This is a genomic window from Streptomyces kaniharaensis, assembly GCF_009569385.1.
In the GTDB taxonomy this organism is placed as follows: domain Bacteria; phylum Actinomycetota; class Actinomycetes; order Streptomycetales; family Streptomycetaceae; genus Kitasatospora; species Kitasatospora kaniharaensis.
This window is the reverse complement of record NZ_WBOF01000001.1, coordinates 4,813,547-4,839,585: the sequence shown is the minus strand read 5'-3', so window position 1 is coordinate 4,839,585 and position 26,039 is coordinate 4,813,547. Positions and strand designations below refer to the sequence as shown.

General features: G+C 71.6%; 26 protein-coding genes and 3 pseudogenes. 10 read left to right on the top strand and 19 right to left on the bottom strand.

The annotated features are described in order from the left end of the window. Window position 1: 1 nt before the first annotated feature. Window positions 2-970: an NADP-dependent oxidoreductase gene (locus F7Q99_RS21880; protein ID WP_153463980.1), complete on the bottom strand. Its 969-nt coding sequence runs from the start codon at window positions 968-970 to the stop codon at window positions 2-4. 141 nt (window positions 971-1,111) lie between these two features. Between F7Q99_RS21880 and F7Q99_RS21875 the strand changes: the two genes are divergently transcribed. After that, window positions 1,112-1,489 carry a winged helix-turn-helix transcriptional regulator gene (locus F7Q99_RS21875; RefSeq protein ID WP_153463977.1) on the top strand — a complete coding sequence of 126 codons (378 nt, stop codon included), beginning with the start codon at window positions 1,112-1,114 and terminating at the stop codon, window positions 1,487-1,489. A gap of 245 nt (window positions 1,490-1,734) precedes the next feature. Here F7Q99_RS21875 and F7Q99_RS21870 read toward each other — a convergent pair whose 3' ends face one another. The 3 genes and pseudogenes from F7Q99_RS21870 to F7Q99_RS21860 all read right to left on the bottom strand — a co-directional run bounded on the left by F7Q99_RS21870 (window position 1,735) and on the right by F7Q99_RS21860 (window position 3,262). Next, window positions 1,735-1,965, bottom strand: coding sequence for an OsmC family protein (locus tag F7Q99_RS21870; protein ID WP_326846963.1), 231 nt, complete (start codon window positions 1,963-1,965; stop codon window positions 1,735-1,737). A 61-nt stretch (window positions 1,966-2,026) separates the two neighbouring features. Continuing rightward, window positions 2,027-2,554 (bottom strand): annotated as a pseudogene (locus tag F7Q99_RS21865) (MmyB family transcriptional regulator); the annotation flags it as partial. Window positions 2,555-2,668: 114 nt separating this feature from the next. Further along, on the bottom strand, window positions 2,669-3,262 hold the full coding sequence (locus F7Q99_RS21860) for a TetR/AcrR family transcriptional regulator (protein WP_153463974.1): 594 nt from the start codon (window positions 3,260-3,262) through the stop codon (window positions 2,669-2,671). Window positions 3,263-3,378: 116 nt separating this feature from the next. Here F7Q99_RS21860 and F7Q99_RS21855 point away from each other — a divergent pair, with 116 nt between their 5' ends. Both F7Q99_RS21855 and F7Q99_RS21850 read left to right on the top strand, forming a co-directional pair. Then, on the top strand, window positions 3,379-4,290 hold the full coding sequence (locus F7Q99_RS21855) for an SDR family oxidoreductase (protein ID WP_153463972.1): 912 nt from the start codon (window positions 3,379-3,381) through the stop codon (window positions 4,288-4,290). After that, window positions 4,287-5,243 carry an alpha/beta fold hydrolase gene (locus F7Q99_RS21850; RefSeq protein ID WP_153463969.1) on the top strand — a complete coding sequence of 319 codons (957 nt, stop codon included), beginning with the start codon at window positions 4,287-4,289 and terminating at the stop codon, window positions 5,241-5,243. Before F7Q99_RS21855 ends, F7Q99_RS21850 begins: the two co-directional genes overlap by 4 nt. A 288-nt stretch (window positions 5,244-5,531) precedes the next feature. Here F7Q99_RS21850 and F7Q99_RS21845 read toward each other — a convergent pair whose 3' ends face one another. Further along, window positions 5,532-6,173: a TetR/AcrR family transcriptional regulator gene (locus F7Q99_RS21845; RefSeq protein ID WP_153463966.1), complete on the bottom strand. Its 642-nt coding sequence runs from the start codon at window positions 6,171-6,173 to the stop codon at window positions 5,532-5,534. A 137-nt stretch (window positions 6,174-6,310) separates the two neighbouring features. On the opposite strand from F7Q99_RS21845, the gene F7Q99_RS21840 reads away from it, so the two are divergent. Next, window positions 6,311-7,420 (top strand): FAD-dependent oxidoreductase, encoded by a 1,110-nt coding sequence (locus F7Q99_RS21840; RefSeq protein WP_153463963.1) that lies wholly within the window; start codon window positions 6,311-6,313, stop codon window positions 7,418-7,420. An 18-nt stretch (window positions 7,421-7,438) separates the two neighbouring features. Here the strand turns inward: F7Q99_RS21840 and F7Q99_RS21835 are convergent. Both F7Q99_RS21835 and F7Q99_RS21830 read right to left on the bottom strand, forming a co-directional pair. Next, a pseudogene (locus tag F7Q99_RS21835) lies at window positions 7,439-7,834 on the bottom strand (LLM class flavin-dependent oxidoreductase); the annotation flags it as partial. A 172-nt stretch (window positions 7,835-8,006) separates the two neighbouring features. Beyond that, window positions 8,007-8,159, bottom strand: a complete 153-nt coding sequence (locus tag F7Q99_RS21830; protein ID WP_195911143.1) for a hypothetical protein — start codon at window positions 8,157-8,159, stop codon at window positions 8,007-8,009. 402 nt (window positions 8,160-8,561) lie between these two features. On the opposite strand from F7Q99_RS21830, the gene F7Q99_RS21825 reads away from it, so the two are divergent. Both F7Q99_RS21825 and F7Q99_RS21820 read left to right on the top strand, forming a co-directional pair. Next, window positions 8,562-9,116, top strand: a complete 555-nt coding sequence (locus tag F7Q99_RS21825) for a cupin domain-containing protein (protein ID WP_153463960.1) — start codon at window positions 8,562-8,564, stop codon at window positions 9,114-9,116. A gap of 2 nt (window positions 9,117-9,118) precedes the next feature. Continuing rightward, entirely contained in the window at window positions 9,119-9,568 is a 450-nt protein-coding gene (locus tag F7Q99_RS21820; protein WP_153463957.1) for a rhodanese-like domain-containing protein, read from the top strand. Here F7Q99_RS21820 and F7Q99_RS21815 read toward each other — a convergent pair. The 6 genes and pseudogenes from F7Q99_RS21815 to F7Q99_RS21790 form a co-directional block, all read right to left on the bottom strand. Next, complete coding sequence (locus tag F7Q99_RS21815; RefSeq protein WP_153463954.1) at window positions 9,565-9,804, bottom strand: hypothetical protein; 240 nt, start codon at window positions 9,802-9,804, stop codon at window positions 9,565-9,567. The two genes, F7Q99_RS21820 and F7Q99_RS21815, sit on opposite strands and share 4 nt — an antisense overlap. 25 nt (window positions 9,805-9,829) lie before the next feature. Further along, window positions 9,830-10,819: an ABC transporter substrate-binding protein gene (locus F7Q99_RS21810; protein WP_153463952.1), complete on the bottom strand. Its 990-nt coding sequence runs from the start codon at window positions 10,817-10,819 to the stop codon at window positions 9,830-9,832. Between the two features lie 23 nt (window positions 10,820-10,842). Next, window positions 10,843-11,610 (bottom strand): amino acid ABC transporter ATP-binding protein, encoded by a 768-nt coding sequence (locus F7Q99_RS21805; RefSeq protein ID WP_326846962.1) that lies wholly within the window; start codon window positions 11,608-11,610, stop codon window positions 10,843-10,845. Next, window positions 11,607-12,581, bottom strand: coding sequence for an amino acid ABC transporter permease (locus F7Q99_RS21800; protein WP_153463948.1), 975 nt, complete (start codon window positions 12,579-12,581; stop codon window positions 11,607-11,609). Before F7Q99_RS21800 ends, F7Q99_RS21805 begins: the two co-directional genes overlap by 4 nt. Then, window positions 12,578-13,369, bottom strand: a pseudogene (locus F7Q99_RS21795) (ABC transporter substrate-binding protein); the annotation flags it as partial. The pseudogene F7Q99_RS21795 and the gene F7Q99_RS21800, both read right to left, overlap by 4 nt. A gap of 40 nt (window positions 13,370-13,409) precedes the next feature. Further along, window positions 13,410-14,972, bottom strand: coding sequence for an ISL3 family transposase (locus tag F7Q99_RS21790; protein ID WP_153463945.1), 1,563 nt, complete (start codon window positions 14,970-14,972; stop codon window positions 13,410-13,412). A 169-nt stretch (window positions 14,973-15,141) separates the two neighbouring features. Between F7Q99_RS21790 and F7Q99_RS21785 the strand changes: the two genes are divergently transcribed. Beyond that, the gene (locus F7Q99_RS21785; RefSeq protein ID WP_153463942.1) at window positions 15,142-15,837 is read left to right on the top strand and encodes an alpha/beta hydrolase; all 696 of its coding nucleotides are present in this window, start codon (window positions 15,142-15,144) and stop codon (window positions 15,835-15,837) included. Between the two features lie 73 nt (window positions 15,838-15,910). Here the strand turns inward: F7Q99_RS21785 and F7Q99_RS21780 are convergent, their stop codons facing one another. Continuing rightward, window positions 15,911-16,204: a hypothetical protein gene (locus tag F7Q99_RS21780; RefSeq protein WP_153463939.1), complete on the bottom strand. Its 294-nt coding sequence runs from the start codon at window positions 16,202-16,204 to the stop codon at window positions 15,911-15,913. 130 nt (window positions 16,205-16,334) lie between these two features. Here F7Q99_RS21780 and F7Q99_RS21775 point away from each other — a divergent pair, with 130 nt between their 5' ends. Then, a complete protein-coding gene (locus F7Q99_RS21775; RefSeq protein ID WP_195911142.1) occupies window positions 16,335-19,103 on the top strand; it encodes an ATP-binding protein in 2,769 nt (922 codons plus the stop codon). A 2-nt stretch (window positions 19,104-19,105) separates the two neighbouring features. Here the strand turns inward: F7Q99_RS21775 and F7Q99_RS42680 are convergent, their stop codons facing one another. The 5 genes from F7Q99_RS42680 to F7Q99_RS43200 all read right to left on the bottom strand — a co-directional run bounded on the left by F7Q99_RS42680 (window position 19,106) and on the right by F7Q99_RS43200 (window position 23,574). Further along, window positions 19,106-21,961, bottom strand: a complete 2,856-nt coding sequence (locus F7Q99_RS42680; protein WP_195911141.1) for an ATP-binding protein — start codon at window positions 21,959-21,961, stop codon at window positions 19,106-19,108. Window positions 21,962-22,110: 149 nt separating this feature from the next. Further along, window positions 22,111-22,335, bottom strand: coding sequence for a response regulator transcription factor (locus F7Q99_RS42675; RefSeq protein WP_268267636.1), 225 nt, complete (start codon window positions 22,333-22,335; stop codon window positions 22,111-22,113). Then, the gene (locus F7Q99_RS41300) at window positions 22,332-22,709 is read right to left on the bottom strand and encodes a hypothetical protein (RefSeq protein ID WP_230210277.1); all 378 of its coding nucleotides are present in this window, start codon (window positions 22,707-22,709) and stop codon (window positions 22,332-22,334) included. Before F7Q99_RS41300 ends, F7Q99_RS42675 begins: the two co-directional genes overlap by 4 nt. 39 nt (window positions 22,710-22,748) lie before the next feature. Continuing rightward, window positions 22,749-23,273 (bottom strand): RNA-guided endonuclease InsQ/TnpB family protein, encoded by a 525-nt coding sequence (locus tag F7Q99_RS43205; protein WP_153463927.1) that lies wholly within the window; start codon window positions 23,271-23,273, stop codon window positions 22,749-22,751. Between the two features lie 181 nt (window positions 23,274-23,454). Continuing rightward, window positions 23,455-23,574, bottom strand: a complete 120-nt coding sequence (locus F7Q99_RS43200) for a helix-turn-helix domain-containing protein (protein WP_326847242.1) — start codon at window positions 23,572-23,574, stop codon at window positions 23,455-23,457. Window positions 23,575-24,523: 949 nt separating this feature from the next. On the opposite strand from F7Q99_RS43200, the gene F7Q99_RS21750 reads away from it, so the two are divergent. Together F7Q99_RS21750 and F7Q99_RS21745 are read left to right on the top strand one after the other, a co-directional pair. After that, window positions 24,524-24,976, top strand: coding sequence for a hypothetical protein (locus tag F7Q99_RS21750; RefSeq protein ID WP_153463923.1), 453 nt, complete (start codon window positions 24,524-24,526; stop codon window positions 24,974-24,976). Between the two features lie 28 nt (window positions 24,977-25,004). Continuing rightward, window positions 25,005-25,943 (top strand): 3-hydroxyacyl-CoA dehydrogenase NAD-binding domain-containing protein, encoded by a 939-nt coding sequence (locus tag F7Q99_RS21745; protein ID WP_153463920.1) that lies wholly within the window; start codon window positions 25,005-25,007, stop codon window positions 25,941-25,943. Window positions 25,944-26,039: the final 96 nt, after the last annotated feature.

Genomic DNA, 26,039 nt, shown 5'->3' with positions numbered 1-26,039 from the left:
TTCAGTTGGTGACAGTCAGAACGAGCTTGCCGCGGGTGCGGCCGGCCTCGCCGCGGGCGTGGGCCGCGCCGGCCTGCTCCAGCGGGAAGGTCTCCTCCACCTCGACGGCGACCTCGCCGGCGTCGATCAGCCCGGCGATCGCCGTCAGCGCGGCACCGTCCGGCTCGACCAGGAACGGGGTGACTCGCACCCCGGCGGACTCGGCGGCCTGCGCCAGCTCCGGTGAGACACCGGCCGGAATCGCGACCAGCAGGCCGCCCGGGCGCAGTACCTTCAGCGAGCGGGTGCTGGTGCTGTCGTGGGCGTCGCCCACCAGGTCGATGACGACATCGACGTCCTTGATGGCGTCCTCGAACCGGGTGGTGGTGTAGTCGACGCTCTCGTTGGCGCCGAGTTCCTTGAGCCAGGGGTGGCGGGCGGCGCTGGCGGTGGCGATTACGTGGGCGCCCAGGTGGCGGGCGAACTGGACGGCGAAGTGGCCGACGCCGCCGGCCGCGGCGGTGATCAGGACGCGCTGGCCAGCCGTGACGTGGGCGGTGTCGACGACGGCCTGCCAGGCGGTCAGCGCCGCCAGCGGTACGGCCGCCGCGTGCACGTGGTCGAGGGTGGCGGGCTTGCGGGCGAACTGCCGGGCCGGCGCGGTCACGTACTCGGCGTAGGCGTTGGCGACGCGCGGGAACCACGGCATGCCGTACACCTCGTCGCCGACCTTGAGGGTGGTCACGCCGAAGCCGACCTCCTCCACCACCCCGGACACGTCCCAGCCGAGGGTGAACGGCGGCTCGCCCAGCAGGCCGGCCATGCCGGTGCCGCCACGGGTCTTCCAGTCCACCGGGTTGATTCCGGCGGCGTGCACCCGCACCAGCACTTCGGTCGGCAGCGGCGCCGGGCGCGGCACCCGCTCGACCCGCAGCACCTCCGGGCCGCCGAAGGTGTCCTGGACCACCGCGCGCATCATGTCTGCGGACATGCGTCATCTCCTGAAAGAGCACTCTGCGGAAGGCCGTTGCCAGGCCTTCCTGTTGACGTCGACGACGCTATCCCCGTGGGTATAGTTACCTTCAAGGTCCATTACTTCCCATCAGGAAGTGACCTGGTGAGGAGAGCAAGCATGACGACCACCTGCCCCAGCGGCCAGCACTCGCACCACGACGTCTACGCCGCCCAGTGCCCCTGCCGCGCACTGCTCGACCTGCTCGCCAACAAGTGGTCCGCCCTCGCCATCGGCGCCCTCGAGGGCGGACCCCAGCGGTTCGGAGAGCTCCAGCGCAAGCTTCAGGGCGTCAGCCCGAAGGTGTTGACCCAGACCCTGCGCCGTCTGGAGGAGTTCGGCATCCTCGACCGCACGGTCTACCCCGCCGTGCCGCTGCACGTCGAGTACTCCCTCACCCCGCTCGGTCAGAGCGCCGCGATCCCGCTCAACCACCTGCGCAACTGGGTCGAGGACAACATCGACCACGCCTTCCGGCCGGAGCCGGTCGCGTCCTGAGGCCGGCACCTCCGGGTGGTGCCCGAGTCCGGCGCGAGCCGAGGCCGGCGGGACTCGGCCGTAGTGGGGGCGACAGCCCCGCCGCGAAGGCGGCAGGGCCAGTCGGCGGCAGTTCTGCAACAGGCCTCGGCTTTCTACGCGGGCGACCCCCTACATGCACGACCCGAAGCTGCACGGCCGCCTGCCGGTTCGTGCCCGTCCCCGACGGCGACGTGAGCCGCTCACGTCGGGACGGCTGCTCGGGCTCAGACGGTGGCGCTCAGGTCCACCTCCACGTTGCCGCGGGTGGCGTTGGAGTAGGGGCAGACCTGGTGGGTGGCCTTGACGAGCTCGTCAGCCACACCCTGGTCCATTCCCGGCAGGTCCACCCGCAGTCGCACGGCGAGAGTGAAGCCGCCGTCGTCGAGGGCGAGCAGGCTCACGGTGGCGGTGACGCTGGACTCCGACAGCACCACGCCCTGCTGACGTGCGATCACACGATCGCAGTCGGCCCACCGCGTCCCTGGCCTTCTTCGGCCAGTCCTCGTAGAGGTCCCGGGTGTGGGGGTCGGTGAAGACCAGACGCGCGGTGTTCGGGCGTGCGGCCGGATCGGCCGGACTGTCCGGGTCGAGGTGGCCTGCGAACAGTGCGTGGCCGGTGGGGTTCCAGCCCAGCACGTCGCTGCGCAGACCCAGGACGATCACAGGGGTGTCGCCGAAGGCGGCGATCAGCTGCCTCGTCTCCTCGCTCAGCCGCTCCCGCGCCCGGCTTCGCCCCCTGGCGCGACCTCCCTCGTCGGCCGCGCGCGCCGCGCCGGCCAGGTCGTACAGGTGGCTCCGTTCGGTGGCGTCCAGGAGCAATGCCCCCGCGATCGCGTCCAGCACCTGCGGCGAGGCGTGCTGCGAAACCCCCTGTTCCAGCCGGATGTAGTACGACTCCCCCACCCCGGCCAGTCGAGCCACCTCGTCCCGGCGCAGGCCCGGCACCCGCCGCTGCTCGCCATAGTGCGGCAACCCCACGTCAGCGGGCTGCAGCTGTCCCCGGCGGGCCCGCAGGAACCGTCCCAACGGCGTTGTGCTGTCCATGCGTTCGAGTATGACCACAGCCCCTGGCGGCTGCCTGCCCCTGCCAAGGTCAGGCAGCCGCGAACTCGCGCACTTGGCGTCGTGACCAGCCACGTGATCGGCCGGATTCCCAGGTCAGGCGCGAACCTCGGTGTCTGCGGCAAGACCGGCCGCGCGGGACTGGAGATCGCGCAGGGTCGTGCGCGCGATCTCGGTGTACGGCTGCCGGTTCTCCGGCGCCGCCCAGCGGGCGAAGGCGGTGCTGAAGGCGAGGACCCCCAGCGCGGCGGCCAGGTCGGCGGTGGTCTCGTCGGCTCCGTGTGCCCGGAGGGCGTCGGCGATGGCGGACGTGAGGCGGGCGCGTTTGAGGAGCTCGCGTTCCTGCAGTTCGCTGTTGGCGGCGATGATCGCTCGCCGTTGAACGGCGAGGTCGTGGCGCTCGGGTGTGAGCCCGGGGGCGGCGGATTCCAGTGCTGCGGCGAGGCAGTCGCCGATCGTCGCCGATGGCCCGGCGGCCCGGATCGCGTCGCTGAAGAGTTCCGCCAGCATGTCCTGCCTGCCGAACACCACCTCTCGCTTGTCGGCGAAATGCCGGAAGAACGTGCTCTTGGTCAGGCCTGCGCGGTCCGCGATCTCGGGGACGGTCGTGGCGTCGTACCCGCGTTCGGCGAACAGTGCGAGCGCGGCGCGCTCCAGGCGTTCCCACGCGTTCGGTTCCCATCTGGCCATGACCACATCCTAAGTGATGGCACCGAGTCCCATCACGCGCTACGGTGGAACTAGTGACGGGACTCAGTCTCATCACTTCTTCCTGCCCTTCCCCCACCACACCCACGGGAGTCACCATGCGTGTCTTCGTCACCGGTGCGTCCGGCCATCTCGGCTCGGCGATCGTCCCCGAACTCGTCGCCGCCGGGCACGACGTCGTCGGTCTCGCGCGATCCGACGCCGCCGCAGCGGCGGTGACCGGGTACGGTGCGACCGCGCACCGCGGCGACCTCGCCGAGCCCGCCGCGATCGCCGAGGCCGCCGCGGACTGCGACGGTGTCGTCCACCTCGCCTTCGACCACGAGCAGATGCGCTCCGGGAACTACCCCGCCGCCGTCGCCGCGGACCTCGCCGTCGTGCACGCGCTCGGCGAGGCGCTCGCCGGCACCGGCAAGCCGCTGGTCGCGGCGTCGGGCACGCTCGGCCTGGTGTCCGCGGGCCTGGGCCGGCCCGGCACCGAGGAGGACGCCGGCGGCCCCGGCGGCCGCACCGAGAACGAGAACGCCGTGCTCGCCCTGGCACGGCGGGGCGTGCGCTCCTCGGTCGTGCGCATCCCGCCCATCACCCACAGCACCCTGGACCGGCACGGCTTCGCCAGGACCCTGATCGCCATCGCCCAGCGGACCGGCGTCTCCGGCTACCCGGGCGACGGCGGGAACCAGTGGCCCGCCGTCCACACCCTCGACGTCGCCCACCTGTTCCGCCTCGCGCTCGAGAACGCACCGGCCGGCACCCGCTGGCACGCGGCCGGGGACGAAGGCATCCCGCTGCGCCGGATCGCCCAGAGCATCGGCGACCACCTCGACATACCCACCGCGAGCATCCCCGCCGACCAACTGCAGGCACACTTCGGGTTCCTCGCGATGGTCATCTCCCTCGACAACCCGACATCCGCCCTGACCACCCGGCAGGTCCTGGGCTGGGAACCGACCCACCCGGGCCTGCTCGCCGACTTCGAGACCGGCGACTACTTCAAGGGACTGCGATGAACTACGGACCGCACAACCCCGACGCCACCTACGTCGAACACGGCTACCCCGAGGAGACGTTCGACACCGGCGAGGTGACACTCAACTACGCCACCACCGGACCGGCCGACAAGCCGGCCCTCCTGCTCATCCCCGCACAGGGGGAGTCCTGGTGGGGCTACGAGGCAGCCATGAAGCTGCTCGAAGACGACTTCGAGGTCTTCGCCGTGGACCTGCGCGGCCAAGGCCGCTCCACCCGCACCCCCGGGCGCTACACCCTCGACAACATGGGCAACGACCTGGTCCGGTTCGTCTCCGGACGCGTCCGCCGCTCGGTGGTCGCCTGCGGCCTGTCCTCCGGCGGCGTCATCGCGGCCTGGCTGTCCGCCTACGCACCGCCCGGCATGCTCCGCGGGGCGTACTACGAGGACGCACCGCTGTTCTCCTCCGAGATCCAGCCCCCCTACGGCCACGGCATGCACCAGGCCATCGGCCCGTGGTTCACGCTCATCAGCAAGTACCTCGGCGACCAGTGGTCGATCGGCGACTGGCGGGGCCTCAAAGAGGCGATGGCCCGCGAACTGCCGCCGGTACTGGCCAAGGGCCTGGCGCAGATGGGCGCCTTCATGGACGGCGACGAACCGCCCCAGACCTGGAAGGAGTACGACCCCGAGTGGGCCCGCGCCTTCGCCACCGGCTCGGCCAGCGCCTCCTGCGACCACGCCCGCATGCTCGCCTCCGTCAAGGTCCCCGTCATGTTCTCCCACCACTTCTGGAAGGTCGACGAGGAGAGCGGCCGGCTGCAGGGGGCCGTCTCGGACCTCCAGGTCCGGCACATGCGCGAACTCATCACCAAGGCCGGGCAGCGGTTCGACTACCAGTCGTTCCCGAAGGCGGGCCACGTCATGCACCAGAGCGACCCGCAGACGTACGTCGCGGTCCTGCGCGACTGGATCTCCACACTCGACGCCTGATCTCGACGAGACATGACCAGGGACCACGCGGCCGAGCACCAGCGACACAGGGAGGCGGCCGCAACGCACCGCCACACACGGTATGCGTGTCCACGGGCGGTCGGGCGCGCCAAGCCGCCCGACCGCCGCCACATGCACCCGCAGAAAGACATGTTCGCAACGAACATGTTCGCTAGATTGGCGGCATACTCGCCAGGAGCTCCGCGCCCGAACATGGCCGGGCGCGCGGCGTGGTCAGCCGGGCGCGGAAACGCGCTAGGACCCGCGTCCGCCTGCTTGAAACCGGCTCTATGCGGTTGGGGAGGTGGCAGTGGCGGGGTCGTGTCGGGCGACCGCGGTCGTCCAACCCTGGTCGAGCAGGAGACAGGCCTGCTCGACGGCGGCGGCCGGGTCAGGACGGGATCCGGCGAACGCGATGATCTCCAGGGTGAACCGGGCATAGGCGGCGCAGATGAGGTCGTCGTGCGGCCGGCCGGTCTGGTCGGCGAGAGCGCGGGCCAGAGCCTCTTCGTGGCGCAGCCACATCGCGCGGGCGTACTCGCGTAGGGCCGGAGTCTGCTGGATGAGCCGCTGAAAGTCGGCGAAGCGGGGGTCTCGGGTGTGGGCCGAGTCGACGAAGCCGGTGAGGTGGGCGCGCAGGGCGTCGGAGACCGTCTGGCCCGGGGGCCGGTCGGTGACCGCACGGACCAGGGCGGCCTCATGGCGGGCGTCCTCGTCGAAGACCAGGGCTTCTTTGCCTTGGGGGAAGTAGTTGAACAAGGTCGACACCGACACGTCGGCGACCTCGGCGATCTCGCGGACGCCCACCTGCTCGTAGCCGCGCTCCAGGAACAGCCGCAGCGCCGTGTCGGCGATCGCCTGCCGGGTGGCGGCCTTCTTGCGTTCGCGCCGCCCGCCCGTTCCTGCGCGGTCGATCGTCGTCTCTGCCATGTGCCAACCCTACCCGGAATCCAGCAAAATCGAAACAGTTGCATATTTGGAACGGTTCAAAAATAATGGAGTCGGTGTCTGACGACTCCGCGGCACAGGGCCGCGGCCGCGATCCGGCACCGGCGAAGGGACCACCCATGAACTCCCCGGCACCTGCCCATGCCCGCATCAGCATCATCGGCGCGGGACCCGGCGGGCTGACCTGCGCCCGCATCCTCCAGCGGCGCGGCCTCGCGGTCACCGTCCACGACCGCGACCCGGGCCCGGACGCGCGCAACCAGGGCGGCACCCTGGACCTGCACGCCGACAACGGCCAGATCGCCCTGCGCGAAGCCGGCCTGCTCGACGAGTTCTTCCAGCTGGCCCGCCCCGAAGGGCAGGAAATGCGCCGGCTGGACCCGACCGGCCGGATGACGTCCCATCAGCTCCCGGAGGCCGACGAGCTTTTCAAGCCCGAAATCGACCGCGGCCAGCTGCGCGACCTGCTGCTCGACTCCCTGCAACCGGGAACCGTGCACTGGGGACAGGCCCTCGACTCGATCAGCGGGCCCGCCGACGGGCCGCGACAACTGCACTTCACCGACGGCACGACCGTCGAGACCGATCTGGTCATCGGCGCCGACGGCGCCTTCTCCCGGGTACGCCCGGCCGTCTCCCCCGCCGTCCCCCAGTACACCGGGGTGAGCTTCCTGGAGGCACGGTTCTCCGACGTCGAGAACCGCCACCCCGACCTTGCCGAACTGGTCGGCCCCGGCAGCGCTTTTTCAGCCGACGGCCACCGCGGCCTGGTCGCCCAGCGCAACAGCGGAAACCACATCCGTGCCTACGTCATCCGGCGGGTCCCGGTCGACTGGATCAGCCGGAGCGGTCTGACGACCGACGACACCGACGGCATCCGCGCCCTGCTCCTCGACGAGTACGCCCACTGGTCGCCCCGCATGCACCAGATGATCACCGACAACGACGCCCCCTACGTCGACCGCCCGATCTTCGCCCTCCCCGTACCGCACACCTGGCAGCACAACCCGACGGTGACCCTGCTCGGCGACGCCGCCCACCTCATGCCCCCGCTCGGCGTCGGCGTCAACCTCGCCATGCTCGACGCCAGCGAACTCGCCCTCGCCCTCGCCAACTCCACCACCGTCGACGAGGCCATCCGCACCTACGAGAAGACCATGCTCCCCCGCTCCACCGAGACCGCCAAGATGCTCGAAGGCGGCGCCGAGCACCTGCTGTCCGCCGACTGACGCGAGCAGGGCGCGGTAGGCGGCCTGCGCGTCGTCCAGGGAAGCGCCGGCCACCCTGGCGTAGTGGCCGGGCTGTCCGACGCTGACTCCGGGGTTGAGCCGGCCGCCGGACAGCAGGTCGGTGGTGGCCAGGTCCTCGGCCAGCCGGAGCGGGTTCTCCCACCCCAGCGGTATGACGGCGGTGCCCAGGTGGATGCGGCTGGTGCGCTGGGAGGCCGCCGCCAGCACGGCGATGGGGGAGGAGATCCCGTGCTGCAGATGCCGGTGCCGTACCCAGGCACTGTCGAATCCCAGCTGCTCGCCGAGTTCGATCAGCCGAAGCGTCGACTCGTGTCCCCGGGCAGGATCGGCCGGGTCGAACAGCCCGATGGTCAGGAATCCCAGTTTCCGAAGGGGCTGCGGGCGCGACGGCACCGGGTCCTCCGTCCTCCGCAGCGGGCTCGGCACCGAGCAGCGCGGTTCGTCCTGCACGGCCCCGGTGCCGATCACCGGGCGTCCGGGCCACCCTCACACGCGGGGCGAGCGGTGCTCAAGTGCCGCAGCGGAAAAGCAATCCGGGGCAACACTCCCGTGACTTTCCCGCAGATCACTCGAACGCGGCGGCGGCCTCCCGCAGGGCCTGGGCCACGGTCTCCGGGTCGTACGGGGTGGGCTCACCGGGCAGGTGGGGCACCGAACGGAGGCCGCCGCCGTAGCGGAAGGTGCGGTGCCGTTCGAAGACGAGCCAGGACACGGGCAACTTGCGGTCCGCGCCGACGCTGACGGCCTGGCCTGGGCAAGCCGCCCGCGCATGGTTGTCCACCAGCGTCGATGCCGATGCCGCCCCGCGCCGGCCCGACAGGCTTGACCTCTTCACTACTCTCCTGGTTCACTGCCGACCGTGGGACACCTCGACCTCAGGCTCTTCCGGCGCACGCACCTGGACACCGTCCGGTACGCCGGCTGCCTGTGTTGTCGCCCCGCCGCCTGATCGAAGCGCAGCCCCCGAGACTCCGTCCGTGCGGGAGCTCCATCCGCGCCCCCTGGGGCAGTCTGCCGCGCACAGCGCCTGCGCACGCCCGCGCACTCGATCAGTCGGCTCCGGAACGCGTCACCATCCGCAGCCCGTTCCCCAGGGCGACCCACACGCAGGACGGTTCCCTTGCTCCGCACCGACGGCACCGCTGTATCCAGCCCCACCCCGGCGATCCGCCCCACCGGCAACGACGGCCCCACGCTCGGCGAGCTGCTCGAGTTCGCCCACCGGACCGCGGCCGACCCCGGGGTGCTCGCCCGCCTGCCTCGCCGGCCCGGCGAACGCAGCTGGATCTCGCTGCCCGCACCCGGCGGCGCCGAGGCCTGGGTGATCGGATGGCCTCCGGGCGCCGAGACCGGCTGGCACGACCACGGCGGTTCCCGTGGCGCCTTCGCCACCGCCTCAGGGCTGCTGCGCGAGAGCTCGATCGCCGTGGAGCTGCCCACCGAGGGTTGGCGGGTGCTGGAGCTGGCCGACGGCGTGGACCGCCGGCGGGAGCTCTCCACCGGGCGGGGCCGCGCCTTCGGCCCGCACCACGTCCACCAGGTGGTCAATCCGTCCCGGACCGAGCACGCGGTGTCCGTCCACGTCTACTACCCGCCGCTGCCGCTGATGCGCCGGTACACCCGCGACGGCCGGGTCCTGCGGCTGACACGGACCGAGCAGACCCAGGAGTGGTGATCATGCCGGAAATCCCCAAGACCGTCGACCAGCTCCTCGCGGAAGCCCGGAGCCCGCTGCACCGCCTGACGCCGAGCCAGGCCGCGGCTGCCGCACGCGAGGAGGGGGCGCTGCTGGTGGACACCCGGTACGGTGCGCTGCGCGACCGCGACGGTCTCATCCCCGGAGCGGTCGTCGTGGAACGCAACGAACTGGAGTGGCGCCTGGACCCGCAGTGCCCATACCGGCTGCCCGAGGCCACCCATCACGACCTGCGGGTGATCGTGCTGTGCAACGAGGGCTACGCCTCCTCCTTCGCCGCACTGTCCCTGCGGCAGCTGGGGCTGCGGCGGGCCACCGACGTGATCGGCGGCTTCCAGGCCTGGGCGGCCGCCGGGATGCCCGTCACGCCGCCGGGTGCGGAGCCGTCCGTACCGACTCCGCACCTGCCCCCGCACGGCCGGCCTTCCTAGCCCGGGGACACCCGGACCACACCGGTCACGGCGCCCTGGAACACCACCCCGCCCGGCGCGACGGTGCCGGTCATCTGCGGGGTGTCGTACAGGAAGCCGCTGCCCAACCCTTGCGTCGCACCACCTCCCCCGTCGCGGGCGAGATCTCCGCGTACACGTAGTGCGGCCGGCGTGGCCAGGGCCAGGAGGGCGGCTGCCGAGAGCACGGCGGCACGGCTGAGCGGCTTCAGTCGCATGAGGAGGCCCTTGGGGATGCCTGGGCTACGGGTTGGTCTTGGGCAGCCCGGGCGGGTTGGTCTCCGAGGTCGGGACGGCCTCGTTCGCCAGGCCCCAGCGCTTGAGCGCCTGCCCGTAGGTCCCGTTCTTGATGATCTCGTTGATCGCCGCGTTGAGGGCCTTGACCAGGCCGTCGTCCTTCCGGGTGGCGGCTCCGATCTTGCCCACGGTGTCGGCTCCGGCGCCGGAGTAGGTACCGATCACCTCGGTCTCGCCGGTCTGGGCGGCGTGGAAGGCGAGCAGCGGGTTGGGGCCGAGGTAGGCGTCGATCCGGCCGGAGGAGAGGGCAAGGTAGCGGTCGGAGGCGTTCTGGTAGTACTTGATGTCCACCGGCTTGAGCCCGGCCTTGACGTTCTGGTCGTTCCAGCTGACCAGCAGCTTCTCCTGGTTGGTGCCGGACTGCACCGCGATGGTGTGGCCGGCCACGTCCTTGGGGCCGGTGACCTTCCAGCCGGTGCCCTTCTTCGTCTCGAAGCCGAGGATGTCCAGACGGTAGGTGGCGAAGTCGTACTTCTCCTTGCGCTCCTCGGTGACGGTGATGTTGGTCAGGCCGACGTCGTACTTGCCGCTGTCCAGGCCGACGAAGACGTTCTCCCAGGAAACCGGGTTCAACTCGACCTTGAGGCCGAGGACATCGCCGATCAGGTACGCGATGTCCGGCTCGACGCCGATGATGGTCTTGTTGTCGGTGGCGTAGAAGTCGAGCGGCGGGGTGGTGCCCAGGCTGTCGACCACCTGAAGGGTGCCGCGCTGTCTGATGGCGTCCGGGACGAGGGCCGCGACGGCGTCCACCTTGGGGGTGGTTATGCGCTTCTGATCAGCGGTCAGGTTGACCAGGGTGCCGTCGGGCGCTGCGCTTCCCTTTCCCGCGCCGAGGTCGGCGGAGGCGGTGTCGGCACTGCCGCAGGCGGTCAAGGTGAGCGCGGCGACCAGGCCGAGTGCGGAGGCGAGAAGGGCGCGGCGGGTCAGAGGCATGGCGTTGGCTCCAGTGCAGAGGGTCAGAGGACTTTGGAGAGGAAGGCGCGGGTGCGCTCGTGCTGCGGGTCGTCCAGGACGTCGGCGGGCGGTCCCTGTTCGACCACCACCCCGCCGTCCATGAACACCACCGTGTCCGCCACCTCGCGGGCGAACCCGATCTCGTGGGTGACCACGATCATGGTGGTGCCGGCCCGGGCGAGGTCCCTGATCACGTCCAGGACCTCGCCGACCAGTTCGGGGTCGAGCGCGGAGGTGGGCTCGTCGAAGAGCAACACCTTGGGCTCCAGCGCCAGCGCCCTGGCGATGGCGACGCGCTGCTGCTGGCCGCCGGACAGTTGGCGCGGGTAGGTGTCGGCCTTGTCGGCGAGGCCGACCCTGGCGAGCAGGTCGAGGGCAGACGAACGTGCCTCGGACTTGGGCTTCCTGAGGGCGCTGACCGGGGCCTCGATGACGTTGTCGAGCACGGTGAGGTGCGGAAAGAGGTTGAAGTTCTGGAAGACGAAGCCGATGTCGGTGCGCTGGCGCAGGACTTCGCGCTCGGGCCGCTCGTGCAGTTTGCCGCCCGCGTAGCGGTAGCCGATCAGTTCGCCGTCGATGGAGACGTAGCCCCGGTCGAGCTTCTCCAGGTGGTTGACCGCTCGCAGCAGCGTGGACTTTCCGGAGCCGGACGGACCGAGGATGACGGTGACCGAGCCGGCCGCTACCTGGAGGTCGACGCCGCGCAGCACTTCGAGTCGGCCGAAGCTCTTGTGCACGCCTCGGATGTCGACCATCGCGGTGGTGGTCATCGGGTGGTCCTCGCAGTCGGTGGGGTCGGCCTGTCGGCCAGGGTGGTGTACAGGAGCCCGCGGATGCGCTGCCACGGGGTCGGCGGCGGGTTGCGCAGGCTGCCGCGGGCGAAGTGCCGCTCCACGTAGTACTGGGCGATCGACAGCAGCGTGGTGAGCACGACGTACCAGACGGTCGCGACCATCAGCAGCGGCACGACCCGGCCGGTCCGGCCGTAGATCACCTGGACCTGGTAGAAGAGTTCGCCGATCGCCATCACGTAGACGATCGAGGTGCCCTTGAACAGCGACACGACCTCGTTGGCGGCGTTCGGCAGGATCGCCCGCATCGCCTGCGGCAGGATGATCCGCCGCGCCTGCCGCAGGCGCGGGATCCCGAGCGCCGCTGCCGCCTCCAACTGGCCGCCGTCGACCGCGATCACACCGGCCCGGATGATCTCCGCCGCGTATGCGGCCTGGTGCAGGGCGAGTCCGAGGACGGCGGCCCCCGTCGCGCCGAGCAGTCCGTTGGTGTCGAAGGAGAGGAACGTCGGGCCGAACGGGACACCGACGCCCAACTGCTTGTACAGGTAGGAGAGGTTGAACCAGAAGACCAGTTGGACGATGAGCGGGATCGAGCGGAAGGCCCAGGTGTACGTCCAGGCGATGGTCTGGAGTATGGGGCTGCGGGAGAGTCGGAGGGCGGCGACGGCGGCGCCGGTGGCGAAGCCCAGGACCGTGCCGTAGCAGGTGAGTTGGATGGTGACACCGACGGCTTGCAGGATGACGGGGGTGGTGAGGTAGGCCTGGAAGGTCGGCCAGTCCCAGCCGGGGTTGGTGGCCAGTCCGTGCAGGAACTGCGTGACCAGGACCAGGGCGGCTGCGCCGGCCGCCCAGCGCCAGGGATGGCGGGCCGGGACGACGGGGAGATCGGCCAGGTTCTCGACCGGTGCGATGCCGGCCGGGCTCTCGGTACGGATGACGGTGCTCATGGGTGCTCCGGTGGGCTGATGTCCGACTTCTCGATCGCGGAACCGGTGATGCCCCACTTCCGCAGGATGCGGTCGTAGGTGCCGTCCTTGATCAGTTGGTTGACGGCGGCCTGGAAGGCGGGGGCCAGCGGCGATCCCTTCTTGAAGGCGACGCCGACGTCCAGCCGGTGGAACTCGCCCAGGAACCTGGTGCTGGAGGCGGGTCGGCTCTCCTGGTAGCGCAGGCCGTTGATGGTCGACATCACGGTGTCCACCCGGCCCTGCTGGAGGCTGGTGAGGATGGCAGCGGTGTCGGAGTAGACCTTCACCTCGTACGGCTTCTTGCCGGCGGCGGCGCAGACGTCCTTCTTGGCGTTGAGTGTCGTCTCGAAGGTGGTTCCGGCGCCGGTGCCGATGGTCAGCCCGCAGAGCTGGGTGAGGTCGGTGACGGGCTGGAGGGAGGTGTTGTCCTTCCGTACGGCGAAGCCCTGACCGTCGTCGATGTAGGTGACGAAGTCGATTGTCTTCAGACGGGCGGTGGTGACACCGAAGTCGCCCGTCCCGACGTCGAACTTGCCGCTGCCCAGTGCCGGAAGTATGGACTCGAAGGACGCCTCCTGCCGGTCCACGGTGATGCCCAGGACCTTGGCGACGGCGTCGGTGACGTCGATGTCGACGCCGGCCGCCTGCTTCTTCGCCGGGTCGGGGTAGTAGGCCGACGGCGGCGTACCGATGGACGCGCCGACCTTCAGGACACCGACTCTGCGGACATCCGCCGGCAGCAACGCGGCGACGGCCTCCACCTTCTGGCTCTGGCGTGAGTTCCGTGAAAGCCGCCCGCGGTGACCCTCAGGACGCGAGGAGTACACGCTTGCGCAGGAGGTCGAGCTTGGCGCGTCCGAACATCTGCCTCTTGAGCATCTTGATCCGGTTGACGTGACCCTCGACCGGGCCTGAGTTCCAGCGGAGCGTGAGGCCGGCCATGACCGCGTCCCAGTCCTTGCGCAAGCCGGTAGCGAAGCCTCGCAGCTCGGGCATGGTGCTCGCCTGAGCGTCTGCCGTCCACTGTTCGAGTTCCTCCTGGCCGCGCCGGTTCACGAGGATCGAGGCGAACCGGGAGATGAGGTCACACGCGTCGCCCAACTCCCTGCAGCGGAGACGTAGTTCCTTCAGGAGGACTTGCTGTTCCTCGGACCGGTGGTCGGGGCGGGTGAGGATCAGTCCAGTCACCTCGCGGACCTTGGGGACCGGCGGGCAGGTGGTCGGCTTGGCGTTCTCGCGCAGCCTGTACACGAAGCGTCGTATCGTGCGCTCGCTGACGGCCAGGCCGCGCTCGGTGAGTTCACGATGGAGCCGAAGTGCGCTGTGGCAGCCCTCGTTGAACCGGGCGATCAGGTAGGCGGTGTGGCCCTGCAAACTGGTCTGCCGACCGCCCGAAGGCCCCGCGCCGATCAGCTCGTCTGCAGTGGCGGCCCTCATGAACTTCCGTACCGTCTTCGGGTCCAGGTGCAGTTCGGCGACGATCTGGCTGTGCCCCATACCCCTGTCCATCAGCGCGTGGACGGCGGCGTGGCGCTCACGAGTGCGCCGGGCCCGCGGTCCTTCGGGCAGCGCCACCTTCTCCTTGTCTGGCGCGGGCGGGACCCACTGCGGGCGCAGGCGGGCGACCAGCCGCTCGGCCGCATCGCCGAGGTTCGCCCAGAGGTGGTACCTGTCCGCGACCTGCGTCGCGGTGCCGGCACCGCGGGTCGCGCCCTCGGCGTAGTAGGCAGCCCGGTCACGGCAGATCACCTCGACGCCGGGGTGCTCGGTGAGCCAGTGGGCCAGGGCGTCGGCGGACCGCTCGGGCAGGACCTCGACGGGACGGCGACCTTCGATGTCGATCAGGACGGTGCCGTAGTGGTGGCCCTTGCGCAGGGCGAAGTCGTCGACGCCGAGCACGCGGACCCGTCCGGTGGCCGGGTCTGGTAGTGCGCGGATCAGGCGTATCAGGGCGTCCCGACCGATCCCGACTGACAGGTGCTCGGCCAGGCGAGCTCCGGCTCGGCCGCCGAGTGCGAGAGCGACGGCCTCGCGGAGCTTCCGCAGCGGCACCGTGCACCGCCCATAGCGGAACGTCAGGCCGGGGATCTGCTCGGCGAAGGTCCGCCGCCCGCAGTCGTCGCTGTCGCAGAAGAACCGGCGAACCCGCAGGTGAAGCACCAGCTCCTGGCCGGAGACCGCCGTGTCGCTGACCCGCCGCTCGTAGCTGCTGTGGACACGCCCGGACCACCTCGCGCAGCCCGGGCACTCCGCCCCCGGCGCCCGACCCCGGGCATGCACTCGTACCGACCGGCCAACCGGCCTGATGAAGTCCACGCTCAGCAGCGCGAACTGGGGGAACAGGATGGCCAGAAGATCAGCGACAGACACCCATCATGATCGACAATCACCAAGATCCGCGGGCGGCTTTCACGGAACTCACGCCAGAGCCTCATCTGGGTCTGGCCGCGATTCCGTGAATGATCTTCGCCTCCCCGTCGTAGCGGCGGCTACGTCTACCGTTGGTGGAAGGGCAGTCAAGGCAGACGTGGAGGCAGCCATGAGGGTCGTGTTCGTACATGGGGCATGTGTGCGGGACGGGTCGTGGTGGTGGCACCGCACCGCCGAGCTGCTGCAGGAGCGAGGGGTGCCGAGCGTGGCCCCGGCGCTGCCGAGCTGCGGCGAGGCGGGCCTGCCCGGTGGCGTCGGCGGGCCGGGGCTTTCCGAGGACGTCACGGCGGTGCGGCAGGCGCTGCTGGGCAGCGACGAGCCGACCGTTGTGGTCGCCCACAGCTACGGCGGCATCGTCACCGCGGAAGCCGCTGCGGGTATCGGGTCGGTACGCCACCTGGTGCTGGTCTCCAGCTACCTGCCCGAGGTCGGGCAGAGCCTGTCGGAGTTCGGGGACGGCAGCCCCGCCCCGTTTCTCGACGTCGACACCGACGCCGGCACCTTCGGGGTTCGCCCCGAGTTGCTCGTGAACACGTTCCTGCAGGACTGCGACCCCGAGATCCAGGCGCAGGCGGCGGACCATCTCGCCCGGCAGAGCGTGCAGGTGACCGGGCAGCCGGTCGGGGCGGCCGCATGGCGGCAGGTGCCCTCGACCTACCTCGTCTGCGCCCAGGACCGGGGCACCCCGCCGCACCTCCAGCGCGAGTTCGCCCGCCGGGCCGGCGGCGTCGTCGAACTCGACGCCGGCCACCACCCGTTCCTGTCCCAGCCTGCCGCGGTCCGTGACCTGCTGCTGAGCCTGTGACGGCAGCGACAAGATCGCTCACGGAATCGCGGCCAGAACCAAGTCCACCTGGCCACTGATAGTCCGGCCCGCATCACATCACTCCGCGGGCCAGGGCCAGGCATCGCAGGTCACGCTCCAGGCCCTCGTCCTTGTGTCGGAGCCAGGCGGTCGCGCGTGCGCCGTCGGCGAGACGGAGCTCTTCGCCGAACCGCTCGTCTTGCGTGTCACGCGTCCGGTCGGGCCAGATGCTCTGGCCGTCTTCCGGCTTGGGGCCGATTTCCTTGATCCACGGACCGACGAGGCACGCTTTGTCAACCTGGCGCTCTCCCCGTCTCGGTTGCCCCACTCTACGCACCGGACGGCCGGCGGGTTCGACGTGATCCACGCCACGGCCCCGAGGGCCGGAGTTGGCATCAGGTAGCCTCCTGACCGGAATGGGGAGCGAACGGTTGATCGACTCGTTTCCTGGTCAGTGCGGGCGAAACGGGCAGATGGCGGGCGGCGGGCAGAAGACGATGACGGCAACCGACGAACCGCTGTTCGGCCGTGACACGGAGCTGGCCCGCCTGGCGGACCTGCTCACCCGCGCCCGCCAGGGCTACGGCGCCGCCGTGTTGGTCGAGGGCGAGCCCGGCAGCGGCAAGACCACGCTGGTGGAGGCGCTCGAAGCACAGGCGCGGCCGGCCGGCTGCACGGTGCTGCGCGGCTGCTGCGACGAGGCCGCCGTCGATTTCCCGCTGCTGCCGGTGCTCGACGCGCTGGGCGTGCACCGCCGCGGCGAGGACGTCGCCCGCGCGGAGATCCGTCAGTTGCTACGCGTGGGCGCGGGAGCGAACCAGGACGCCATCCCCGCCCTGGTCGAGCGGCTGCTGGACCTGGTGGAGACCGCCTGTGCGGCCGGACCGGTGGTGCTCACCGTCGACGACCTCCAGTGGGCCGACGACACCAGCGCCGTGTGGTGGCAGCGGCTCGCGCGCTGTGCCGGCGAGCTTCCCCTGCTGCTGATCGGCGCGGTGCGCAGCAGGGCCGACTCCCCCGCCGTGGACGCGCTGCGCCGCGGCCACACCAGACGCCAGGGCCCGACGCTGCGTCTGGGCCCGCTCGCCCCGGCCGCGCTGACCGCACTCGCCACCCACCGGCTGGGCGCCGCCCCGGGCCCGAGGCTCTCCCGGCTGCTGCTGGCCACCGGCGGCAGCCCGCTCTGCGCGGTCGAGATCCTCGCCCACGTCGGCCGGGAGAACCTGCTCCAGCCGGGCGCGGACGGCCAGGCCCTCGACCTCACCAAGGAACTGGCCGGCGCCACGCTGGCCGGCGCGGTCCGCAACCGGATCAGCCATCTCAGCCCGGAGCAGCGCGAGTTCCTGCAGACCCTCAGCGTGCTCGGTCCGGAGTTCGGCACTGATCAGGCGCTGGCCGTGCTGGACGGCTCGGCCCGCGAGCTGGCCCCGCTGTTCGCCACGACGCAGGGCGTCGGCCTGCTCGCCCAGCACGGGACGGTGACCGCGTTCCGCAATCCACTGCTCCAGGAACAGCTGTACGAGGAGATCCCGCTCCCGCTGCGGGCCCGGCTGCACACCCAGGCGGCCGAGCGGCTGGAGGCCGCCGGCGCCCCGCTCGACCGCGTGCTGCAACAGCTGACCAAGGCCGCCGCCGGGTCGGACTCGTATGCCCCGCAAGGCAGTTGGGCCCACGGCTGGCTGCACGAGCACACCGAGGCGCTGGTCAACCGCACGCCCGCGGTCGCCGTCGAGCTACTGTCCCCGCTGGTCGATCCGGCGGCACCGGGCGGCCCGGTGCACCTGGCCGTCCTCACAGCGCTGCAACGCCTGCAGCGGCACGATGAGGTGGAGGCGCACTGCCGGCGGCTGCTGGACTCCGCCGCCGACCCCGAAACGATCGGCCAGGCCGGCTACCAGCTCGCGGTCTGCCTTCAGCGCGGGGCACGGTTCGCCGAGGCGAACGACCTAACCGACCGGCTGTTCGGCCGCGGCGACCTCCCACCGAAGTGGCGCGCGGCGCTCCATGCCGTCCGCAGCACGACTGAGGACAACGTGGGCCGCCAGGAGGCGGCGGAGCACCACGCCGAGCTGGCGATCACGCTGGGCCGGTCCTGCGAGGCCTGGTTCGCCGTCGGTCTCGGCGGCTGGTACAGCGCGCAGTTCGCGGCATCGGCCGACCCGCATCTGGCGCTGCGCCGGTACGACGAAGCCGTCGACGCGCTGCGCCGCGACCCGTCGCAGCGCTTCATGCTGACCATCGCGCTGGGCGGCCGGCTCGGTCTGCTCCACTGGCTCGACCGCACCGCCGATCTCGCCGACACCGTCGACTCGATGCGCCGCCTGATCGGGGCCAACGGCGGCGTCGCGCCGTTCGTCACCACCATGAACCTGGCCGAACTCCGGTACCACCAGGGCCGCTGGGACGAACTCCTGGCGGACACCGAGCACCTGACCGAGCAGAGCCCGGCCGAGAACTGGCAGCTCTACACGCTGCACGGGATGCTGGCCGTGGTCGCGGCCCACCGCGGCGACGAGGCGGCGCTTCGCCGGCACCTCGACAAGTGCGCGGACATGCCGCAGGAGGAGGGGTACCTGCTCGACTTCGGACAGTGGACGAGGCTGGCGCGGGCGGTGGCGGCGGACCGGGCCGGGGAGCCCGGCCGGGCGGTGGCCGCTCTGCTGGAGTTCCACCGCCCCGAGCTGATGCACCAGCAGCGGCTGCGCTTCCACCTGCTGCCCCACCTGGTGCGGTTCGCGCTGGCCGCCGGAGAGCGGGCCACCGCCGCCGACGCCGCCCGGCTGTGCCGGGCCCAGGCGGAGCCCCGCCCGGTTGCGCACTGGCAGCACGCCGCCGCGCACTGCGCGGCCATGCTCGCCGACGACGCGGCCACCCTGCTCGACGTGGCGGCGTACTACCAGCGCACCGAGCGACCGTTGGAACACGCCCAGACCTTGCAGGACGCGGCGCGCGCGTTCACGGCCGTCGGCGACCATCAGGCGGCCGAGGCTGCCACGGCCCAAGCGGCCGCCGCCTGCCACCGGCTCGGCATCCCGAGCGGCGTGGACGCCCCGGCAAAACAGCCCGACCGCGGCTGGGAGTCCCTGACCGCCACCGAGCAGCGGATCGCCCGGCTGGCCGCGCGGGCCAGGTCGAACCCGCAGATCGCGGCGGAACTCAACCTGCCGCGTCGGACCGTCCAGACCCACGTCTCACGAATCCTCACCAAGCTCCAGCTGCGCTCCCGGGTGGAGATCCCGCTGCACGTCCCGGCCGACGCCCGGTAGCCTCAGCGCGCGCCCGGACCCTCGGCGCGGAGGGCGAGTTCCCGGGCGATGGCAACCCGGGAGGTGGCGCCGAGCTTCGTCAGGATGCTGGATACGTGGGTCTGCACCGTTCGCGCGGAGACGCCCAGCCGGGCGGCGGTCTCCGGGTTGGACAGACCCTGGCCGACCAGCCGGGCCACCGTCAGTTCGGTGGGCGTCAGCGCCTCCCAGCCGGCCGCAGCCCGCCGCCGCCCGGCCCGGTGCCGGACGACCGCGTCGACGCCCGTCGCGCGCAGCCGGTGCTCGGCCCGCCGGGCCTCGGCCAGCGCGCCCATGCCCCGGTACAGCTCCAGTGCCTCGGCCAGGGCCGGCCGGGCCTCGGCGATCCGTCCGGTGGCCGCCCGGGCCGCCGCCAGGTCCTCCAGCGCCCAGGCCAGCTGGGTGCGCCGCCCGGCCGAGCGGAGGTATTCGGCGACGGCACCCAGCTCGGTCGGGTCCACCGCGACCAGCGCCTCGCACCAGGCCAGCAGCCAGGCCCGGTGCGGCACCGGCTCCACGGCCGCCGTCTGCCGGGCGAACTCGACGAACCGCTCGGTGAGTTCGCGGTGCCCGCAGTCCAGAGCGTGCCGTACCGCCCGGGGGCACCAGAGCAGCCGGTACGCCGCGCCCGCCACGCGCCCCGCGGTCAGCTCGCCCTCCAGCGCCCGCAGTGCCCGGTCGGGTTCGCCCGCGCGCTCGGCCTCCATCGCCTCGGCGACCCGGAGCAGCGTCGCGGCCCGGCCCACCGCCCGGCCGCCGGCGATCTGCTGGGCGCGGCGCAGCTGCTCGGACGCGGCCTCCGGCTCGGCGCAGACGGCCTGCTGGACGGCAAGGGCGCAGTGCGCGCTGAGCATCGGCTGCGGCTCGTCCGGGCGGCACAGTTCGGCGAGTTCGTCCCCGCCGAGGGACCAGTCGCCGTTGCGCATATGGAGGGCGAAGCCCGCCACGGCCGTCCAGCGCCCGTCATGGGTGCGCGAGCGTGCGGCCGAGGCCCTGGCGCGCGCCTGCGCGGCGTCCGATTCCGTCCGCCGGTCCAGCTCGCCCAGCAGGTCGGCCAGTTCGGAGAGCACCACCGCGTGCAGCTCGGGCCGGCCGTCCTCGCTGCCGCCCAGCAGGCCGTCGGCCTCCTTCAGCAGCGCCAGAGCCCGCTCGGCCGGGCCGTTCGCCCGGGCCGCGACGGCCCGGCAGAGCGCCAGTCCGGCCAGCGCCCAGTGGTCGCCGGACGCGCGCGCCGCGGCCTCGGCGGCGGCCTCGGCGGCGGCGAGCCGAGCCGGGACGGGCTCGCCGGGCACCACGAGCGCGTAGACCAGGCAGGCCCCGAGCCGGGCGCGCAGTGCGAGCGGAACGCCGTCTCTGGCGAGCTGCTCCGCGCACAGCCGGCCGGCCTCGGTGTGGCCGCCAACCAGGTGGAGGCTGCGGGCGAGGTCCCAGGCCAGCTCGGATGTCAGCACCGGGTCGTCGGCGGAGGCGAGGATGTCGCGGGCCAGTTCCAGCGCCTGGGTGTAGCGCCGGGTGCGCAGCATGGCCCGGGCCAGCGCGGCCTGCAGCGCCGTGTCCCGGTCGTCGAGCTGTTCCCCTCCGGCCGCCGCGCGCAGCACCGGTACGGCGACCTGCGGCGCCTGCTCGACCAGCACGGACGCCTGTTGGCGGACCCAGCCGACGGCCCACCGGCTCAGCACCGGCCCGGCCCGCTCCAGGTGCTCGGCGACCTGGCCGGCGTCGGCGCCGGCCTCGGCCAGCCGACGCGCCGCGTCGGCGTGCATCGACCAGCGCAGCACCGCCGGGACGTTCTCGCGGATGCCGCGCCAGAGCACCGGGTGACGGAAACTCAGGCCCGTCTCGGTCTCCGCCAGCAGCCCCGCCGAGACGGCCTCCCGTACCCCGGCCAGCAGGGCGGTCGCGGGCTGCCCGGTGACGGTCGCGAGGTCCGAGACCCGGGTGCGCCGCCCGAGCAGCGCCGCTTCCCGGACGGCCTGCGCCGCGCCCGGCGAGAGCTCCGCGAGCCGGAGTGCGGCCAGCTCCGTGAAGGCCGGTTCGGTCTCGCCCTCGACGACCTCGACCGCGGTCGCGGTACGGCGCAGCAGGCCCTGCCGGTCCAGGACGTCGAGGAGTTCCAGCAGGTAGCGGGGGTTGCCGCCGACCTGCGACAGCAGCCGGACGAGGCGCTCGCCCGGCGCGGCGCCCAGCCGGTGGCGGGCCAGCGCCAGGATGGCGTCCGGTGCGAGCGGGCCGAGTTCGATCACGTCACCGTCCAGCCGGCCGGCCACCACCAGGGAATCCACCGGCCGGGACCACTGCCCCTGCCGCACGCAGGCCACCAACAGCAGCGGCAGGTCCCCGGCGGCCCGGGCCAGCCGGCGCCAGGCCGCGACGGAGGCGTCGTCCAGCCACTGCGCGTGGTCGATCACCAGGACCAGCGGCCCCCGCGCGCACTGCTCCTCGACCGCTTCCAGCAGCAGACCGCTGGTCGCGGCCACCGACACCGCGCCGCCGGCGCTGCGGGCCAGCTCGGCCAGGTCTGGGCTGGAGCGGTAGAGCGCCCGGCCACCCGCCGTCCGGCACTCCAGGAAGGGCAGCAGCGGCAGCCGCCGGTCGAGCTCGTCCGCCTCGCCGCGCCAGACCTGCACGCCGGCCCCGACGGGCTCGGCCAGGCAGTGCTCCACCAGGCCGGTCACGCCCGCACCGGCCTCGCCGGTCAGGAGCACTCCGCCGCCGGAACCGCTCCGGGCCCGGGCCAGCCGGTCCCGCAGCGCGGCCGTCTCGCGCTCCCGGCCGAACAGGGCGGCGGCGTCGGCCGCGCGGCCCGGCCGGCGCTCCGGCAGGATGGAATCGGCGTCCAAACGGAACTCCTCAGCGGTACGTGACGGGCCGGCCCGGTGCGCCGTCGATCCGTCAGGTGCGGTCCCGTTCCCGGCCCTCATCCTCCGCCGGGCGGTGCCTGGCCCACAACCGGGTGAACACGTAATCGGTGTCCGGGCGGAGTACGTGCTCACCCCTCGCTGCGGACCACCCAGACCGCGAGCTGGGCCCGGGAGCCGAGACCGAGCTTGGTCATGATGCGGCTGACATGGGTCTCGACCATGCGGTGCGAGAGCACCAGCCGGTCGGCGATCTCCCGATTGGTCAGGCCCTGCGCCACCAGGCCGGCGACCTCCTGCTCGCGCCGGCTGAGCTCCGACCGGTCGGCGGCCGTCGGCCGTTCCCCGGTGCTCAGGGCGAGCCGGACCGCCTCCGCCAGTTCCAGCCGGGTCCCGGCGTGGAAGGCCTCGGCGAACGCCGCTCGCCCAGCTCGGCCCGCGAACGCCGCACCGCCTCCTCGTAATACGCGACCATGTCCTGGAACCCGAACTCCAGCGCGCCGACGGACTGCCAGATCGGCTCGGTGGAACCCAGCAGGCGGGCCGCGAACTCCGCCCGCCCGTCCGCCGCCGCGACAAACCCGAGGATGTCGACCGCCATCGCCAGCCCCAGTGCATCCCGGAACGGCGCGCGCAACTCCACACTGCGCAGAGCCAGCGCCTTCGCCTCGCCGAGCTCGCGTCGGCGTCCGACGAAGCTGGTGAGGTCCGCCGGGAGGTTCCCGTTCATACGATCGACGTGCGCTTCCACACAGCAGAGGTATCCCGCTCATCGATCGTCTGTCCAATCGCGCCCCACCGGACAACCGTCAGGAAGCGGTGCACTCGGCCCGCACGGCCGCCGCCGCGTGGTGCGTACGTCTTCCTCCCGCCGGACCAGTCCTGGCCCCGGGTGTGCAGCATGACCGCGAGCCGGGCGTCGGCGACCGGGTAGCTGTCGGCGTCGACCCACTGGCCGAGGTGGCCGGCGGGACAGCTCCCGCTGCGCGGCCTTGAGCTTCTTCTCCGCCTTACGGAGGAAGCGCGGATTGTCGATCACGCTGCCGTCGGAGAGGACGGCATAGGTGGTCAGTCCCAGGTCGATACCGATCTCGGCCGGCACCTCCGGCAGGGGATCGGGCTCCCCCTCCACCACGAAGCTGGCGTGATACCTGCCCGCCGCATCGAGCACGACCGTCACCGACGACGGGTCCGCGGCAAGCGAGCGGGACCACTTCACCCGCACATCGCCGATCTTCGCCAGGTTCAGCTTCCCGTTCGAACGGATACGGAACCCGTTACGGGTGAACCGCAACGCCGGTTGTCCCGCTTCGACTTGAACCGGGGCAGACCGACCGGACGCCCGGCACGCTTGCCGGACACCGAGTCGAAGAAGTTCCGATAGGCCGTGTCAAGATCCCGAAGGGACTGGATCAGCGGGTCCACCCCGACCGAAGCGAGCCACGCCCGCTCCGGGGTCTTCTTCGCCGCCGTGATCACCAGCTTCTGGAGATCCGTGCTCCTGGGGTACGGCTGCCCGGCCTTCCGGCTTCCTTCCGTGCCGCGAGAGCGTCGTTGTACACCACCCGCGCGCACCCGAACCTCCAGGCCAGCACAGCACGCTGACCTGCCGTCGGATAGATGCGATACGAGTACCGGAGATGCACGAGATCAACCTACCGAGGCCCACTGACAACGGCCTCATCCAGAACTCCGGAGCTCACTCCGCCGCATCGCGGCTCCGAGACAAGGAGCCGATCCCTCCCAAGGCTGAAGCCCCGGGCTTCCTCGGCAGAATCAGGTGAACTCCTCAACCCGAACCCGCACAACTCGGGTGATCCGCGTCACGCCACTTCCGCGAGACCCGGTCCGGACCCGGCTGAACCGGGCACCGCGACCACCCGTCAAGCAGGCCGGCGGCACCCGGAACGAAAGAGAGAGCATGTCGGCGACACTGGCACCGCGCACACCGAACACCGAGGAGGGCGACCGCACTCCCGCCGGGGACGGGCCGCAGTTACTGAAGGACCAGCTCGGCTTCGTGGCCTCCGTCCGTTCCACCGAGGAGAAATCGTCCCGGTCCGCCTCGGGCCTCGGGAGGTGTATCTCCTCACCTCGCCGGACCTGGTGGAACAGGCACTGGTCGACGAGCTCGCCCGCTGGACCTTCCGGCCGATCTCCGACCAGCCGGTGCGACCGGTCGTGCGCCGCACCGTCCGCCCGGACCGGCTCGAGCCGACAATCAGCCCTCGTCGTGCAAACCCCACCGTCACCTCCCCAGCCCCGGAAGGTCCGCTGCCGTGCGCGCCATGAGCAGGATCAATCCGCTTTTCACGCTCACCTCCCTGTCCGTCGTGCTCGTCGCCGTCGAGCGCTTCTCCTTCACCCCCGGAGTCCTGCTGCAGCCCTACGGGTTCCTGCGCCTGCACGAGCTGCTGCAGATGACCGTACCGATCCTCGTCAGAGTGATCATTCCGGCTCTGATCTTCCGCGAGGTGTCCCCGCGACTTCGCGGCCCTGCGGTCGGGGAAGGGGACATGGCTCTTCCTCCTCTTCGTCATCGGCGTGTACTTCTACGCCACCGGAAACGGCCTGCACGAAGTCGCCTCTGCTGCCTTCAACGAGTACTGCGACCCCGACATCTTCAGCGGTGATCTCTGCGGCGGCCTGTTCGTCAACGACTTCTACACCGGCAACACGATGTTCTTCGTCGGCGTCCTGCTGATGAACACGAGCCTGCTGATCACCGAGCGCAGGAATCCGGACGAGACTTCCGCCGGGAGCTCACAGGCCGCCCTCATGGTCAACGCGGCCGTGTACGCGGTGACCGTCCTGGCGTACGCCGGATTCGACCGGGCCCCCGTCGGCCTCGTCTACTCCGTGGCGATGCTCCTGATCGCGGGCGGGCTCTTCCTGAATGTCCGTCCGCAACACCGGAAGTTCCCGTTCATCACCTACAGCGCCCTCGGGTACGCGCTCGGCGGATCCGCGTCGCTGGTGGCTCGGATATGGGCCTGACATCCTCCCCGCCGCGAAAGGCAATCACATGAGCACCTCGAAGACTTTCTCCCGCGTCGCCGTCGTCGGCGCCGGCACCATCGGCGCCTCCTGGGCCGCCCTCTTCCTCGCCCACGGCCTGCACGTCACGGTCAGCGACCCGCGCCACGACCTGGAGGAGTACGTCACCGCCCAGCTCGCCGCATTCACCCCGACGCTGGCCGCGCTCGGCCTGCCGACCGATGACCTCACCGCGCGACTCGTCTTCGAGCCGGAGTTGGAGAAGGCCGTCGCCGACGCCGACGTGGTCCAGGAGAGCGGCCCGGACGACCTGAACCTCAAGCAGGAGCTGTTCGCCCGGCTGGGGGCGGCCACCCGCCCCGGCACCCTTCTGCTCTCCTCGACCTCCGGCATCCGCGCCACCGACTTTACCGCGCGGATGGCCGACCCGGGCCGAGTCGCGGTCGGCCACCCGTTCAACCCGCCGCACCTCATCCCGCTGGTCGAGATCGTGCCCGGCGAGCAGACCGAGGCCGGCACCCTGGCGGACGCCGCCGCGTTCTACCGCCAGGTCGGCAAGCAGCCGCTGATCCTGCGCCGGGAGATTCCGGGCTTCGTCGCCAACCGCCTGCAGTCCGCGCTGTTCCGCGAGGCCGTCCACCTGGTCACCACCGGGGTCGTCGGCCTCGAGGACCTGGACACGATCGTCACCAGCTCGATCGGCCCGCGCTGGGCGGCCGGTGGCCCGTTCCTCACCTTCAATCTCGGCGGTGGCCCCGGCGGCCTCGAGCACTTCCTGAAGCACCTCGGCTCCGGCATGGAGATGCTGTGGCAGCTGCTCGGCAAGCCGTCCTTGGACGAGGCCACCGTCGCCACCCTGAACGCCCAGGTGCGCGAGGCCTACGGCGACCGGACCCACGGCCAGCTGAGCGCGGCCCGCGACCGTGACCAGCTGGCCCTGATGGCCGCCCTGCGCAACGCCGACTGAGCGGTCCGGAACAGAAGTCAGCCAGCTCTTCCGACAGCCGGCTGCGCGCCGCACTCACTCCGGGCAGCACTCCGGTCGACGTCCGAACCGAGCTTC